This window comes from Burkholderia sp. BCC0405 (assembly GCF_902833075.1).
Classification (GTDB): Bacteria; Pseudomonadota; Gammaproteobacteria; order Burkholderiales; family Burkholderiaceae; genus Burkholderia.
Window position 1 is genome coordinate 1 of the sequence record NZ_CADFEO010000025.1, and the last position, 17,247, is coordinate 17,247.

General features: G+C 59.9%; 8 protein-coding genes. 7 read left to right on the plus strand and 1 reads right to left on the minus strand.

The window, feature by feature from the left end; all coding sequences use genetic code 11:
• Nucleotides 1–168 precede the first annotated feature (168 nt).
• The 4 genes from HWX36_RS30985 (at nt 169) to HWX36_RS37435 (ending at nt 14,871) form a co-directional block, all read left to right on the plus strand.
• On the plus strand, nt 169–10,941 hold the full coding sequence (locus HWX36_RS30985; RefSeq protein WP_279613407.1) for a hemagglutinin repeat-containing protein: 10,773 nt from the start codon (nt 169–171) through the stop codon (nt 10,939–10,941).
• 22 nt (nt 10,942–10,963) lie between these two features.
• Complete coding sequence (locus HWX36_RS30990; RefSeq protein ID WP_175957650.1) at nt 10,964–11,428, plus strand: hypothetical protein; 465 nt, start codon at nt 10,964–10,966, stop codon at nt 11,426–11,428.
• A gap of 693 nt (nt 11,429–12,121) precedes the next feature.
• Entirely contained in the window at nt 12,122–13,882 is a 1,761-nt protein-coding gene (locus HWX36_RS30995) for a ShlB/FhaC/HecB family hemolysin secretion/activation protein (protein ID WP_175957651.1), read from the plus strand.
• 404 nt (nt 13,883–14,286) lie between these two features.
• The gene (locus HWX36_RS37435) at nt 14,287–14,871 is read left to right on the plus strand and encodes a hypothetical protein (RefSeq protein WP_244136575.1); all 585 of its coding nucleotides are present in this window, start codon (nt 14,287–14,289) and stop codon (nt 14,869–14,871) included.
• Nucleotides 14,872–15,070: 199 nt separating this feature from the next.
• On the opposite strand, the gene HWX36_RS31005 is transcribed toward HWX36_RS37435, so the two are convergent.
• The gene (locus HWX36_RS31005) at nt 15,071–15,376 is read right to left on the minus strand and encodes a hypothetical protein (RefSeq protein ID WP_175957652.1); all 306 of its coding nucleotides are present in this window, start codon (nt 15,374–15,376) and stop codon (nt 15,071–15,073) included.
• A 93-nt stretch (nt 15,377–15,469) separates the two neighbouring features.
• Here HWX36_RS31005 and HWX36_RS31010 point away from each other — a divergent pair, with 93 nt between their 5' ends.
• From HWX36_RS31010 to HWX36_RS31020, 3 genes are read left to right on the plus strand one after another with little or no spacing between them, the layout of a single operon-like run.
• A complete protein-coding gene (locus HWX36_RS31010; protein ID WP_175957729.1) occupies nt 15,470–16,099 on the plus strand; it encodes a CsgG/HfaB family protein in 630 nt (209 codons plus the stop codon).
• A 45-nt stretch (nt 16,100–16,144) separates the two neighbouring features.
• The gene (locus HWX36_RS31015; protein WP_175957653.1) at nt 16,145–16,516 is read left to right on the plus strand and encodes a DUF4810 domain-containing protein; all 372 of its coding nucleotides are present in this window, start codon (nt 16,145–16,147) and stop codon (nt 16,514–16,516) included.
• Between the two features lie 10 nt (nt 16,517–16,526).
• Complete coding sequence (locus HWX36_RS31020; protein ID WP_175957654.1) at nt 16,527–17,201, plus strand: DUF799 domain-containing protein; 675 nt, start codon at nt 16,527–16,529, stop codon at nt 17,199–17,201.
• Nucleotides 17,202–17,247: the final 46 nt, after the last annotated feature.

Sequence of the window (17,247 nt, forward strand, 5' to 3'; positions counted from 1 at the left end):
TTGGATGTGGACTTACAATCATGACCGCCCGAACATGGCCCTGGGCGGATTTACGCCAAAGCAGCGGTTGGCCGTGGCCGCTTAGTTTCTACTTCTGAACCCCGTGCAAAACGGGGGGATTACCCAGCCACCGTTCCTTGACGTTCGACATGAGCGTTTGCCGCATCCATGAATAAGAACCAATATCGTCTGGTATTCAGCCGCGTGCGCGGCATGTTGATCGCAGTCGAAGAGACTGCCAGCTCGTCGGGGAAAGCGAGCGCGGGTGAGGCCGCGCGGAGTGCAGGAAGCGGTGTGCTGCATGCGCTCGCGCAGTTCGGAATGCGTCACGCGGCGTTCGCCGCGTTGCTTGCGGCAGGCATGACGCCGATGTGGTCGAGTGCGCAGGTCGTGGGTGCGGGTGCGAACGCGCCATCGGTCATCCAGACGCAGAACGGCCTCCAACAAGTCAACATCACCAAGCCGAGCGGCGCGGGCGTGTCGCTGAATACCTATTCGCAATTCGACGTACCCAAACAAGGCGTTATCGTCAATAACTCACCTGTTTTGACGAACACGCAGCAGGCAGGGTACATCAACGGCAACCCGAACCTCAGCCCGAACGGTTCGGCCAGGATCATCATCAACCAAGTTAATAGCTCGAACCCTTCACAACTGAAAGGTTTCGTCGAGATTGCAGGCCAACGAGCGGAAATGATTATTTCCAATCCGTCTGGTTTGGTGGTCGATGGTGGCGGATTTATCAATACATCGCGTGCAATCCTGACGACCGGCACGCCGAATCTGAATGCGGATGGGTCGCTCGCAGGGTTCAATGTCACGCGCGGTCTCATTACCGTGCAAGGCGCTGGGCTGAACGCCACGAATGTGGATCAGGTCGATCTGATAGCGAGAGCCGTACAGGCCAATGCAGCCATTTATGCGACGAACCTGAATGTCGTCGCAGGCGCGAATCAGGTCAATCACGACACGCTCCAGGCGACTCGAATCCAGGGGGACGGTGCGGCGCCGGCCGTCGCGATTGACGTCGGCCAACTGGGCGGTATGTACAGTAATCGCATCTTTTTGGTCGGGGCAGAGGGGGGCGTCGGTGTCCGGAACGCGGGGACGATCGCGGCGGACGCGATGGGTCTGACGCTGACCACCGACGGGCGGCTGATTCAGTCGGGAAAGATTTCGTCGACCGGTAACGTCGCCATTTCGGCGGCAGGTGGAGTCGAGAACAGCGGCACGACCTATGGTCAGCAGTCGGTTTCAGTGAATACCGGCGCGGATGTGGTCAATACCGGCACGCTCGCCGCGCAACACAACGTCGGCGTGACGGCGGGTTCGCTGAATTCGACGGGACTGCTTGGCGCAGGCGTGGACAGCAACGGCACCGTCACGCAAGCTGGCGACTTGCAACTCGCGACGACCAGCCAATTGAGCGCCACCGGTAAAAACGTTGCGGGTGGCAACGTGACGGCGAAAGGCTACGGCGTGAATCTCGCCGGCAGCACGACCGCCGCGAACGGCAACCTGTCGTTGACCGCGACCAACGGCGACGTGAATCTCACGAATGCAACGACGAGCGCGCAAGGGGCGGTGACGGCGAACGCGGCGGGCACGGTCATCAATGACCACGGTAACCTGACGAGCGGTGGCAGCACGACGCTGACGGGCGGCAACGTATCGAACCAAGGCGGCAATGTGTCGTCGCAGGGACCGCTGTCGGTGACGGCGGCGGGGCAACTCGCCAACCAGTCCGGCGTGCTCGTTTCGCAGAGCACGATGGCGTTGCGTGGCGGCGCCATCGCGAACAATCAAGGCACGATCCAGAGTGCGGGACACGCCGAAGTCGATGGGACGACGATCGACAATACCGCTGGTCGAGTCACGTCCCTCGGTACTGACGGGCTGGTATTGACGGCGACCGGCCAGCTCACGAACGCGGCCGGCACGACGGCGAACGGCGTGCAAGGCGGCGTGATCGGCGGCAATGGCGACGTGGCCGTGCAGGGCGGCAATATCGCCAACCACGGCACGATCACGTCCAATACGAATCTCCACGTTTCCGGCCAGTCGGTCGACAACACCAGCGGGTCCTTGCAGGCCGCTCAGAACGTGGTGGTGGACGCCGGCGCACACCTGACCAACAGCGGCGGCACGATTGCCGGGCAGACGGCGGCATTGAGCGGTACGACCCTCGACAACAGTTCGGGCACAGTGCAGGCCGGGCAGGTCGCGTTGAACGCATCCACTGTTGTGAACCATGGCGGCACGATCACGCAGACCGGCACCGGCGCGATGGCCGTCAATGTCTCGGGCACGCTCGACAATTCGAGCGGCGGCACGCTGCAAACCAACAGCACGGACGTGACGCTCGCTCCGGCTGCGCTGGTTAATGATGGCGGTACGATCGTCCACGCGGGTACCGGCACGCTGACACTGGGCAACGGCACGGGCTCGGTGTCGAACGTAGGCGGCAAGATCGCGAGCAACGGTCAGGTTGTTGCTGAAACCGGCAGCTTGAACAATACGTCGGGCTCGATCAACGCTCAAACCGGGCTGACGGCGGCGGTTGGCGGTACGTTGAACAATACGAACGGCAAACTGCTGTCCAACACGGCTGTCGGCTTGACGAGCGGCACGCTGACGAACGACGGCCGCCAAATCGGCGCGAGTACGAACGCGACGATTCATACGGGGTCGATGACGAACCAGGGTGGCTCGATCGTTGCCCCGAGCCTGTCGGTGACCGCCGATTCGACGCTGAACAACAGCGGGGGCAAGCTGGAGGCGAACCAGCTTCAGTTGGCCGCGACGGATCTCACGAACCACGGCGGCACGATCACGCAGTATGGATCGTCGGCGATGGGCGTCAACGTGAGCGACACGCTGGACAACTCCGCAGGCGGCGTGATCCAGGCGAACAGCACGGACCTGACGCTCGCTCCAGCTCAATTGAACAATGCCGGCGGGACGATCACGCATGCCGGCACGGGCACGTTGACGATCGAACCGGGCAATGGTGCGAGCGCGTTGAACAATGCGGCAGGGACTATCGTCACCAAGGGGCAGGCGGTGGTCGACGCGAGCAGTTGGGACAACGCGGGCGGTATCCTCGCGGCGCAAGGGGGCATCAAAGGAACGATCGCAGGTGACGTGAACAACGCGCAAGGGCTGATCCGTTCCGGCGCGTCCCTGTCGCTCACCAATGGCGGTGCGCTGGTGAACCAGGGCGGTCACATTCAGGCTGGCCAGTCGACGGCGGGTGACACGAGCACGCTCGCGATTCAATCGGCGTCGATCAACAATGCGGATGGCGCCATCACTGACCTCGGCACGGGCGCGATGACCGTGCAAGGCGGCAGCCAGATCACCAATAGTCACGCGGGCGGTGTGTCGGGCATGGGCGCGATCACTGGTAACGGCGACGTGACGGTCAGCGCGACATCGATTTCCAACACGCAGGGCGGCCAACTGAGCGGCGCAAGCCTCCACGTTCGAGGGACGGCGCTGGACAACAGCGGCGGGCAGATCGGCAACGTCGCGAATTCGAGCGGCGACGTGGACGTGACGACGACCGGCGCGATCACGAACACGAACGGGCAGATCAGTTCGACGCATGACTTGACCGTAACGGCTCCGACGCTGCAGGGCGGTGGCACGTACAGCGCGGCTCACGATGCCAACGTGAACCTGCAGGGCGACTTTTCGGTGACGCCGGACTATCAGTTCAACGTCGGCCATGATCTTGCTTTCACGTTGCCTGGCACGTTCGACAATAGCGGCAACGTGCAGTCGGTCAACAATCTGAGTGTCGACGCGGGCAATATCGTTAACTCGGGCGCCCTGTCGGCGGGCGGGCTGCTGCATACGCAATCGGCCAACCTGACCAATACGGGTGCGCTCGTAGGCGGCAGTACGTCGCTCAACGCAACGGGCACGGTGTCGAACCTCGGGCCGACCGCGCTGATTGGTGCGTCGGACAATAACGGCACGCTCGAAATCCTCGCCAACGACATCGAGAACCGTGACGACACCACGGCGACCGATACGATGGCAACGACGGCCATCTTCGGCATGGGCAAGGTCGTGCTCGCGGGTGGCAAGGATGCCAGCGGCAACTATACGAACGCAGCCCTGATCAACAACTCGTCGGCGCTGATCCAGTCAGGCGGCGATATGGAGCTGCACGCCAATCAGGTGACGAGCACGCGCCGCGTGATGAAGACTTCCACCAGCCAGATCGATCCGGCATTGCTCGCGCAGTTCGGCATTAGCATGTCCGGATGTGTGGCGGTTCACATGGAGGCCTGCTCCGGTCGGGACGTGCCTTGGGTTGATCTGAGCAAGCCCGAAGTGCGTGCGCTTTTTCTGGATTTCGTGGGTGGGGTTCCGACCGATCCGCCTCATGGCGGGCAGTGGAACAGCAGCTACCAGAAGACGACGTACTCTGCGGACAGCGCGGCGGCGACGACCGTGACGGACATCAGCCCGGCCGCGCAGATCGCGTCGGGCGGCAATATCGATGCGTCAACGACCGGGAACCTGAAAAACTACTGGAGCAGTATCACGGCGGTCGGCAATATCCAGATGCCGCAGCATTACGATGGCGACGGATGGGCCGCTACCGGCCAGCAAGCGCCGAGCGTGACAGTGTCGTACTCCGGGCAGTATCACTACAACAATTACGACAACACCGAGCACGATTGGCAGTTGCCGTTCGGCAACGCGCCGTTCGTCACGGGCCGCCCGGGTGGTTATACGCAGGCGGCGCCGGCGTCGGTCAAGCAATATTCGTTGCCGGACTACCATTCGACCTTGGGCTCGAACGGCACGATTTCCGGAACAGGCGTGAGCATCAACAATACGGCCGGCAACGCGTCGATTCCGTCGCTCGGCCTGCTGCCGGGGCAAGCCGTCCCGGGGTTGACGATCGGTGGCTTGAGCGGCAACGCCAGCGGCACGAAGTCGGGCGCGTCGGCGGTGCACGGTGGTGTCACGACCGTCGATCCGATCATCGCCAGCGCAACGGCGCTGAACGTGCTGAACAACCTGACGATTCCGCAGGGTGGGTTGTATCGGCCGGACCCGTCGCCGAACGCGAGCTACGTGATCGAGACGAACCCGGCGTTTACGAACCAGAAGAATTTCATTTCGAGCGACTACTTCTTCAGTCAAATCGGCGTTGACCTCACCCACATTCCGAAGCGTTTGGGTGATGGCTTCTACGAACAGCAACTGGTACGCAATCAGGTCACGGCACTGACCGGCCGGGCAGTGCTGGGTCCGTACACGGATCTCCAGACGATGTACCAATCGCTGTTGGCGGCCGGCGCGGCGCTGGAGAAGCAGCTTGATTTGCCAATTGGTGCGAGTCTGTCCGCCGATCAGGTATCGAAGCTGACCGGTAACGTGATCATGATGGAAACGCGCGTGGTTGACGGCCAGTCGGTACTGGTGCCGGTCGTGTATCTCGCGCAGGCGAACCAGCAGAACGTCAACGGCCCGCTGATTACTGCAACCGACATCGATTTGAAGGACGCGCAGAACTTCACGAACAGCGGAACGATGAAGGCGGACAATACGCTGTCGATTCAGGGCAAGCAGATCGACAACGCGTTCGGCGCGCTGCAAAGCGGCGGGCTGATGTCGTTGACGACGACGGGCAATGTTGATTTGACGTCGGCACAGGTGAAGGCCGGTAGCCTGAATCTGAATGCAGGCGGCGACCTGATTCTCGATACGGCGGTGAAGACCGACACGCGGGTGAGCCGCGATGGTGCGACGAGCGTCACGTCCACACTCGGGCCGATCGCGAAACTGGATGTCGCAGGCGACGCGTCGATCACGACGGGTGGCAACCTTGAACAGCACGCCGGTGCGCTGACGGTAGGCGGCAATCTCGGCATGCTGGTCGGCGGGAACTACGACCTCGGTACGCAGCAAGTCGGCGAGCACAAGGTCGTGCAGCGCGCGAATGGTGTTTCGAACACCGATATCAACGGTGTGGTTGGCAGCGTGGTGAATGTCGGCGGCGTGTCGATGATTGGCGTGATGGGCGACCTGACTGCGAGTGGTGCCCAGATCAATCTCGGCCAGGGCGGGACGATTGCGGCCAAGGGCAACGTGACGCTCGGCACGGCTAGCGCGACTTCGACGGTCGACAGCAATAGTTCGGGTAGCGACCATCACGGCAGCTATTCGGAAACATTGCATACGTCCGACCAGACCGTGGTCGGTACGACGTTGAATAGCGGCAATACGCTGAACGTCGCATCCGGCAAGGATATCAACGTCATCGGTAGTTCGATCACGCTCGATCAAGGTAATGCGAGCCTGATGGCAGTCGGCAACGTGAACGTCGGCGCGGCGACGGAGACGCACGTGTCGAACATGGACGAATCGCACAGCCACTCCGGCGTCGCGAGTCATGCGAGCGCGACGAACCGGGTTGACCAGACCACCACATATGCCAATGGCAGCACGATTTCGGCCGATGGCGTGACGGTCGTGAGTGGAAAGGACATCAACGTTACCGGAAGCTCTATTGTCGGGACGCACGACGTGGCGCTGTCCGCGAAAGACAACGTCAACATCACGGCGGCGACGAACACGTATCAGGACAACGAATATCACCAGGAGAAGCATTCGGGGTTGTCCGGCTCCGGGGGCCTTGGCGTCACGATCGGATCGAGCGAACAGAGCGATCGATATAACGCCACTTCGACCACGCAGAGCCAGTCGCGCAGTACAGTGGGCAGCGTCGAAGGCAACGTGACGGTGTCGGGCGGGAAGGATGTCCATATCAGCGGTAGCGATATCGTGGCCGGCAAGGCGACGGGCGACACGACGGGCGCGACGGGCAACATCAGCATCACGGGCCAAAATGTCACGATCGATCCGGGGCAAGATACGGCACAGTCGCACGATCAGCGTGAGGCGCATTCGAGCGGCCTGACCGTCGCGGTGACTGGCACGCCATTCGATACCGTCCGTAACCTGAAAGCCGATGCGTCGTCGGGCAACGGGTTCCAGCGCGGCCAATCGGTTCTGACCGAGATCGGCGCGAGCGCCGCCGATATACCGTCGATTTCGGTGACGTATGGTCAGAGCCGTAGCAGCAGCACGACCGATATGTCGAGCCTGACGAATTCGGGCAGTACGGTTCGGGGCGGCGGCAATGTAACCGTAAAAGCGACTGGCGGTGCGCAGAAAGACGCGAACGGCAACGTGGTGGATGGCGATATCGCGGTGATTGGCTCGGCGATCAGCGCGGGCGGCACGGCGACGCTGGATGCGAACCGCAATGTCACGTTGCAGGCGTCGACAGATCAGGTTCAGCAAAGTACGTCATCGAGCAGTTCCAGCTCCAGCCTTGCGTTGCTTTCGACGCCGAGTCTGGGTGACGTCGCTCGCTGGATCGGCGGCGGGGCGAACACGGGCGGCAATAGCCCGTCGCCGTACAACGCAAGCCGCAGCAATTCGGACGGCAGCCAGACGATGACGCAGCAAACTGCGTCGTCGGTCACGGGCAACAGCGTTATCGTCAAGAGCAAGACGGGCGATATCAATGTCGTCGGCTCGGGGATCAGCGGAACGCAAGGCGTCGATCTCGTCGCAACGCAAGGTGCGATCAATGTACTGGCGGGTCTCGACACAAACGTGACGCACCAGGAGTCGAGCAGCCACCAAGTCGGCAGCCTTGGCAGCAACGGTACCGCGACGGGTTTCTCGGTCGGTGTCGCGAACAGCCATAGCGTGCAGGACACAGCAAGCCAGACGCAAAGCACGATGCGCAGCCAGATCGTGAGCGGCAACGGTAACGTGACGCTCGATGCGAAGCAGGACATCACCGTCGCCGGTTCCGACCTGAGTGCGGGCAAGGATCTGACGCTGATCGGCAAGAACCTGAATCTCGATCCGGGAACGGATGCGACGCAGAGCCGGATGAGTCAGGATTCCAGCCAGTTCGGTGTGAGTGTGGCGCTCGGTGGCGCGGTCGGCAATGCAATTGCACAGGCGAATCAAGCATTTGCGCAGCCGGCGCGCGGGGGCGACTCCCGATTGGCAGCGCTGGACAAGGCGCAGGCCGGACTTGCGGCATACAACGCGTATCAAGTCGGCAGCGCCTTGAGCAACGGACAGCCGACGAATCAGGCGCTGATCAAGGCGACGGTCAGCATCGGCGGTGGCACCAGCCACAGCGAAGCGCAGTCCAGTTCGGTCGCCAACGACGGGAGCACGCTGCACGCTGGCGGCAAGGCAACCCTGATTGCGACGGGGAGCGGTGCGAAGGATGCAAACGGCTTTGCAACCGACGGCGATATCAACGCCAGCGGAACGCAGATTACCGCGAAGAACGTCGAGTTGAACGCGGCGCGCGATATCAACCTGACGAGCGCGAAGGATACGAGCCAGCAATCGAGCAGCAATAGCAGCAGCAGCGGCAGTATCGGCATCGGCGCGGCTATCGGCGGTCAGCAAAACGGCGTTACGCTGGAACTTGGCGCGAGCACGGCGCACGGCAATGCGAACGGGAACAGCGTGACGAACCGGGATACGCAGATTACCGCGAGCGATACGCTGTCGATGACGAGCGGACGCGATACGAACCTGCGCGGGGCCGAGGTGTCGGGCAACACCGTCAATGCGAGTGTCGGGCGCGACCTGAACGTCCAGAGCCAGCAGGATACCAGCACGTACGACAGTAAGCAGTCGAGCGCCGGATTCCAGGCAAGCATTTGTGTGCCGCCGTTCTGCGTCGGCCAGACCGTGAGCGGTAGCGCGAGCGTCGGCGAGACGAAGATCAATTCGAACTACCAGTCGGTGAACCAGCAAAGCGGCATCTATGCGGGCACGGGCGGGTACAACGTGAATGTCGGGAACCATACGCAGCTCGATGGTGGCGTGATCGCCAGCACGGCGACGCCGGACAAGAACAGCTTGTCGACGCAAACGCTGGGCTTTACGAATCTGGAGAACCACGCGTCCTACTCGGGCGATACGGTGGGATTCAGCGCAAGCGGCGGATTCGGGAACAGTACGCCGGGCGGTGTGAATCTCAATACGCCGGTCAAGCAGGGTGCGACCAACGTACCTGGGCCGCAGAACTCGCAGGGCTTGGGACCAAGCGGATTCTCGGCCGCGGGCACGAGTAGTGATGCATCGGGGACAACCTATGCGGCCGTCAGTCCGGGCACGATCACGGTACGCGGTGACGCAGGTACCGGACGCGACAGCACGGCGGGTTTGAGCCGAGACACGGCGAATGCGAACGGTGCCGTCCAGAACACGTTCAATGCGCAGAACGTACAGAACGACATCGCAGTTCAGCAGTCTGTCGGCCAAGTCGGCATGCAGGTGGTAGGCGACGTCGCGAACGCGTTGCAAAACAAGGCGATCGCGGACGAAACCAAGGCCCGACTGGCGTACGCCAATGCTAGCGCCGCCGGCGATACGGCGGGGATGGCGCAGGCGCAGGCAGATTTCACGGCGGCGCAACAGCAGGAAGCGCTCTGGGGTAACGACGGTGCGGCGCGTATCGCATCGCACGCAGGGGTAGCCGCGATCGGTGCGGCGATGGGTGGCGGCAATATCGCCGGGGCAGTCGCTGGCACGGTGGCCGGTGACATGGCAGGCAATGCCGTTGGGAATGCACTCGGCGATACGCTGGGCGGCACGTTGCTGGCGAATGCGGCGTCGGGGCTGGCCGGTGCGGCGGCGGGTGGTGCGCTGGGTGGGTCGGCCGGTGCGATGAGCGGCGCGAATGGTGCGTTGAGCGCAGATTTGTTCAACCGTCAGCTTCACCCGCAAGAACGCACCATGATTTCCACGGTGGCGAAGAGCATCGCCGCCGCGAATGGCAAGACGCCAGTCGATCAAGCGACGCTGGCCGACTACTGGACCAATATGCTGACGTTGGCGGCCGGCGCGAAGGTGGATGCGCAGGCACAGTCACAGCTCACGCAGTATGAAATTCAGTTGGTGCAGGCGGCTCAGGCGTCTGGCAATTCGCAGGCTCTCGACACGTTTATGCAGAATCTGAAGATTGCTCAGAATGCGATCAATCAGATGTCCGGTTATACGATCTCGGGCGCAAGCGGCGCGATCGTAGCGGATGGCAGTACGGTGAAGACCTTCCAGTCGACGAGTGCTCAATTCAATGACTCGACGTTGTTTGGTACACCGGGTGGTACCACACACGCGCTCGCACCGGGGCAAACACCGCAGACCGCAGGGATTGGATCGCAGTATTACGTCGATCCGAACGGTCCGACGAATCAGCAGGTGGCGGGATTTGCGCATGACCTCATCCAGCAAGCGGCAACGCCGAGTGGTGCGGTGACCCCGGTATATCCTATCGAGAACATTGCACTCGGGTGGGCGGCTGGAAAGATCGTCTCGGGGGTGCTTGACGCCGTGTTGGGCAAGGAGGCGGCCGCCGGCGTTCAGGCGCTTCCAGGTGTAAGCCAAACGGCGGGGAACGGTGAAGGGTTATTTACAGGCGTCCAACTAGGGACATACTCGCCGAAATCGTCCGTACTCGGGCAAGCGTATGATTTTTCCTGCGCTGCCGCCAGTTGCAGAATGGCAGCGAATCTGACCGACATCCCAGAGTCGTATATTCGGCAAGCGATCCAGACGGATACAACCGGTACATCTCTCTCGAGCATACCAGGGGGATTGCAGCAACTCGGCTTCACAGGGACTGCGACGTATACGAAGGATGCGACGGTCGCGTCAATTGCCTCGGCCACCGAAGGAGGCGCTTCGGCTATAGTGAACGTGACTACGGAGTCTGGAGGCATTCATGCAATCGTTGTCGACTCTGTCAAGAATGGCGTGGCTTACATTCGCGATCCGTGGCCGCTTGGTGTTGGCTCCGCATATTCTGTTCCAGTGAATGCTCTGCAGAGCGCGCTAACTGGGAAAGCCGTGATTATCCATCCGTGAAATCAATTTATTTGGCGGGGTTATGAATAGAATTTGTGATCTTTACTTGCCCGTGGAGTCGAGGTCAACAGAAATCCGGTTTCTCAAGCTTTTTGATACTGGATTCTCTTACGATGCCGAGCAGTCGTATAGTGGCTTCATGAACGTAAACGTTTCTAGGATAAAGTTGGTTTCGGTTGTATCCGAGTTGCGAAAAAAAGGAGTTTTGTCTTTTAGTGTCCCTGTGGAATACCGAGAGGGTAAGATTGTGGGTGTTGGGGAGGCTAAAGAGATTGCGGAAGGATATGCGAAATCTATCGACTGCTTAATAGCTGGAACGTCGCCTCGGTCAGGGTATGCACCGTTATTTTGGGCGTTCGATATTGCAAGCGGGGTCGACGGCGCGGATAAGGTGGGCGGTATAGTGATGGTGGATAAACTGGACGGTCATATTTGGACGATGGATGAGTACGAGGAGTATATGTACGACTACAACAACGTGTTCTGATGCCATTGGAAGTTTTCATCCCCGACAGGGGGTAAGATGCGGCCGCTAAATTCAATCTCAATGTTTTTCTGATATCCGCAGAAAGGGCGATCATTGTAAAAATAGTCGATGCTGTTGGTTTGGATAAAATTCTTTTGTAATTTTTTCGGTAGATCGATTTCGCAATGGATCAGGTGTGGCGGAAATGAGGTGATTGAAATTAAAGATGGAATTTTGAAAAATATTTTATGCTTAAGGGCGGCAAGCAAGCATTCTGGAGAGTTTTCTTCATTCAGTAGCGAGGAGAGTTCGTGGGAGGAGGTTGAGCAATGGATTCGACACGCCTTTGAATTTGGTGGGACTGTCACGTTGACGATCGCCGTTCGCGAGGACGTCGATCGACTCGTGCTAGGAGATTCTCTCGCGATGTATTCCCATCCTGGCGAATGTAGGCTTGTCTATGATCCTATAACTCCGCCGACCGAGAAAACAGCGCGACGCGAGTGGTGGGAGCCGGGTGACGAGCCATTTCGAGGAACCACTAACTTTTTGGACCATGAGTGGGATGACCGAACAGTGTGTCGTGATCTATCGGTCGCATTGGAAATGTTTCGAGATTTCTACGATCACCATGATTTGACTGAAGCGAGTCTCAGTCAAACCCGATCGGTTTGGGATAGAAAGCCGAGATAACTAACGGCAAAAATAATTCGAATGAAAATGAGAAAACGGCTGACGGCCTTGCCAATAACAGCCTTGGTTTCGCTCGGGGTACACGCACAGCAGGTCCCCACGCCTGCCGACCAAGCCGCCGCGGGGCGTGCAAATGCAGAACAGGATCGGCAGGCGCAGCAGCAACGGGACGCGCAGCAGCGTGATGCAGCCGTGCGCGCTCCTTCCGTTCGCTCCGAAGTGCCGAAGGTCGAAGCGTATCCGGCCCTTCCTGTTGAATCGCCGTGCTTCCGCATTGACCGCTTTGCACTCGACGTGTCGGCCTCGTTGCCTGATGCGACGAAGGCGGAAGGCGCGTCCGCCCTGCCGATGGATCGCTTCGCGTTCGCTCGTGATTGGCTGGGCCATTACGCGGGGCAATGCGTCGGCAAGCAAGGCGTCGACGTGCTGGTCAAGGGCCTGTCCCAGGCTATTCTGGCGCGCGGCTACGTCACGACGCGCGTGCTCGTTCCCGAGCAAGATCTCTCGACCGGAACGCTCAAACTCTCGCTGATTCCCGGTGTAATCCGTCATATTCGCTTCGCAGACGAAAAATTGCGTGGCACGTGGAAAACCGCATTCCCGACCGGCGACGGCGAAGTGCTGAACCTGCGCGACCTTGAGCAAGGTCTGGAGCAGATGAAACGCGTGACGAGTCAGGACGTCTCGATGCAGATCGTTCCCGGCGAGCTGCCGGGAGAGAGCGATGTCGTGCTCGACGTGAAGCGCGGCAAGCCGTGGACGGTCGTCGCATCGATCGACAACTCCGGCACCCGCGCCACCGGCAAGTTGCAAGGCAACCTGTCGATCGGTATCGACAATCCGCTCGGTCTGAATGACATCTTGAACGTCGGCGTTAGCCAAGACCTTGAGTTCGGCGACAAGCGCCTCGGTTCGCACGGCTGGAATGGCTTCTATTCGATCCCGTGGGGATATTGGACGGCCACGCTGTCCGCCAACACGAACACCTACTACCAGCAGATTGCGGGCGTGAACCAGACGTTCGTGGCGAGCGGCAACTCGAAGACGGTTGATTTCAAACTGGCCCGTGTGCTGGCGCGCAGCCAGAATGACGTGCTTGGCGGATATTTCCGGCTGTCGCGCCGTTTCGGACAAAGCTTCATCGAAGACACCGAGATTTCGCAGCAGCGCCGCAACAACACGATCATCGAACTGGGCCTGACCGATCGCCACTATTTCGACGGCGCGCAGTTTGACGGCTCGCTCGCATACCGGCAGGGCGTCGGCGGATTCGGCGCGCAGGATGACACGCTTGCGGCAGATGGTGGCCCGACGTATCGCTTCAAGATGGCATTGCTCGACGCGAACCTGTCGGTCCCGTTCGCGATCGGAAAACAACCATTTCGCTATGTCGGCACGTTTCACGGACAGTACACGGGCAACACCCTGTACTACCTCGATGACATGACCATCGGCAGCCGATACACCGTGCGCGGTTTCGACGGAGAAACAATGCTGGCGGCAGCACGTGGGTTCTACTGGCGTAACGAGCTGCAAATGCCAATCGGCCAAACGGGGCAGGCGGTGTATGCAGGGCTCGACTACGGGCGCGTATGGGGACCGCAGCCGATCGTGCTGGTCGGCACGCAGTTGGCCGGCGCCGTCATCGGCGTGAAGGGCAGCATCGGCACGCGCTTTGGGGCCTACGCGTATGACCTGTTTGCGGGCACGCCGGTCTACAAGCCGTCCGGCTTCCCGACTGCGCGCGTCACGGTTGGATTTCAGCTGACTTCACAGTTTTAAGTAGGGAGACTCTTGTAGTGGAAGACAGTCAGTTGGATCAAGCGAATGTATCGAACGACGTGCAACCGGTTCGGCTTCCACCTCGTCACCCGTGGTTGAACGGAAAGCGTCGCGCGATGGAGAAGGCGCGACAGGCGTGCGTTCAGCCGCCCACGCTGGAGCGGTCGCCCGTGCCTACTGCCGAGCCACGAATTATCGTGAAGCGGAAGCGTCGGCTGGTTCTCGATTGATATTTCGGGTTTGATTGGTCGCGTCTAGGCTCCCCTCCGGGTCTAGATGCTTTGCGCGGTAAGCAGAATCGCCGCGCCTTTTTATGCGGGAGTCACCCCGGGGAGACTTGGGTCAAGTCGGTCAGGTGGGGTGTTGTTTGTTTTGTTAGTTATCTTTAACAATTGAGAGAAAAAATGAAGAACCTGGTAATGGTTGGTCTGATGGGCTCGGCGGTTCTGCTGGCGGCATGTGGTGGCGGCGGCGATGGAAGCAGCGGTGGCGCGGCGTCGGGAAGTTCGACTGGTTCGACCTCGCAAACGGCGTCGAATACGGACGCCGCGTTCTCCTGCCCGGCTGATTACAAAAAGCTGACGCTCACAAACAGCAGCGTCGTCGCAAACGTGAATATGAATCTGACGACCGACGACGGCATTGCGACGCTGACAATCAAGACGCCGTCCAACGGCATTACCGGTGATTTCACGGTGTGCCTTGGGAAGCCGAATCCGACGCCCGCTGGAGTGACTGCAGACTACATCTACGAGGTGAAGTCCTCAGGCGATCTCCGCTCGATGGCATCCTCGACGTTGTTTCTGAACTTTACGACGAATGTCAAACCCACCCAAAACCCGCCGGTTATCGAGTACGCGAACGTGTCGGGCGGCACCGTGACTTACCAGTCGGTGCTCCAGGGCGCATCGGTCTCGGTTGCGCCGAACTACAGCCTGTCGGCAAACGCACAGGTCGCTGGCTACTATGTGGTGCGTCTCACGAAGTAACGCCTCGATTTCTATTTTGATGTGCCTCGTTTAGGCGCTCCGGACGCGGAATCTGTCGAGTCTGCGTCCCTCTTTCAGGTATGGATTCCGCTGATGCGCAACGTCGTAATCGGAAGTCTGTTGCTGCTGTCGACCACATCGGCATTCGCTGAGTATCGAGAAACTTGGGTGAGCCCAAGCGAGTTGAAAAGTTTGAATGCTACACACAAGAACGCACGAAGCGAGGTACTACCGGCAAAGCAATTGAAGCCGCAAGCATCGTCTTCGCGATCCCATGATCAACAAGGTCGCGCGTCGCGTCAGTTGCCGTCAGATCCGATCGCAGCATTTGCCCGCGACGATCGCGAAGTTCACGAGTCGCAAAAATCCCGGCCAGCTTCGACGCGGCCTCGTAAGACACAATTCGTTCAGCAGAAAGGAAGGGCAGTTGTTGGTAACAGACGCAGATTGAAGGCGGCAACTCCGAAGATGGTGTGATGGTGGGCGGACCGAAAAAATGATCCATACACGACGCCGTATTTTTAAGCTTAACAAGGAGAACCAATTGAAAGCTTCCAATAACTTTCACGTGTTGGTGACTATAGCCGTGGCGGCTACCATGAGCTTGAGTGGCTGCGCAACGGAATCGTCGCGGACGCTCGACGTGCCGGCCGTCAGCAGCACACAGAAGCCGTATGCCGGCAAGCCCGTTGCAATTGCAGTCGGCAAGTTCGACAACCGCTCGAGCTATATGGGCGGCATCTTCTCGGATGGCATCGACCGACTCGGCGGACAGGCAAAGACGATCCTCGTTACGCGCTTGCAGCAGAGCCGGCGCTTAAACGTGCTCGATCGAGAGAATCTCGACGAGATCAAGCAGGAAGCCGGCTTCATGAAGAAGGCGCAGGCCGTGAAGGGCGCGAACTACGTCGTGACCGGCGACGTGACCGAGTTCGGCCGGAAGGACGTCGGCGATCAGCAGCTGTTCGGCATCCTCGGTCAGGGCAAGACTCAGGTCGCCTATGCGAAGGTCAACCTGAACATCGTCGACACGACGACATCGGAAGTCATCGCATCAAGCCAGGGCGCCGGCGAGTACAGCCTGTCGAACCGCGAGATCATCGGCTTCGGCGGCACCGCGAGCTATGACTCCACGCTGAACGGCAAGGTGCTTGATCTCGCGATCCAGGAAGCCGTCAATCACCTCGTTGAGCAGGTCGACGCAGGCACGCTCAAGGCCGCGCAGTAAGCGCGGCGAATCTCATCGATTCACGCATCAGAATAAGGAAGGACTATGAAACGGGGTATTGGGCTGTCAGCGATTGCCGCAGCTTTGCTGCTCGCTGGCTGCGCGGCACCGACTACGCCGCCGCTCTATCAGTGGAACGGCTACCAGCCGCAGGTTTACGAATACTTCAAGGGCAAGACGTCTCCGCAAGAGCAGATCGACGCGCTTGAACAGGCACTGCAAGAGATTCGTGCGAAGGGCAATATGCCGCCGCCAGGTTTTCATGCGCATCTGGGCATGCTGTATGCGAGCGTTGGCGATACGCAGCGCGCCGGGCAGGAATTTCAGGCGGAGAAGCAGCTATTCCCGGAATCCTCGGCCTACATGGATTTCCTGACGAAGAAGAAGTCCGTCCAACAGAAAACCGCTCAACAGTGACGTGCAGGCCATGTTCAAAACAATTTCATTCAAGCTACTGTCTGTGCTGTCGATTGTTGCGCTGTTGAGCGCATGTGCGCAGCCTGCGAAGCGTCCCGACTACACTGCCTTCAAGAAGAGTCAGCCGCGTTCGATTCTCGTGCTGCCGCCGGTGAACGAGACCAACGATGTTACGGCAACATACGGAATGCTGTCGCAGATGACGCTGCCGCTCGCCGAGGCCGGTTACTACGTTGTGCCCGTTGCCGTAATGGACGAGACCTTCAAGCAAAACGGCCTGACTAACGCAGCGGAGATCCAGGGTACGTCGCCGGCCAAGCTGCGCGAGATCTTTGGAGCGGACGCAGCTCTGTATTCGAAGTTGACGCAGTATGGTTCCGTTTATCAGATCGTCGACAGCACGACAGTGGTTGCGGCGTCGGCGAAGCTCGTTGATCTGAAGAACGGCGATGTGCTTTGGCAGGGAAATGGCCGGGCGACGGGTAAGGAAATGGGCAACAATGTCAACGTAGGTGCATTCGGGATTGTCGGCGTGTTGGTCCAGGCAGCCGTCAAGCAGGTCGCTCATTCGCTTTCTGACGAAGGCCATGACGTTGCTGCGCTGACGAGCAACCGCTTGCTGTCGGCCGGACCTCCGAACGGATTGCTGTATGGTCCGAGATCGTCGAAGTACGGAACGGATTGACCTTGCTTTGATCGGTGTGGGCGCAACAGCACATGGAGTCGTTGCG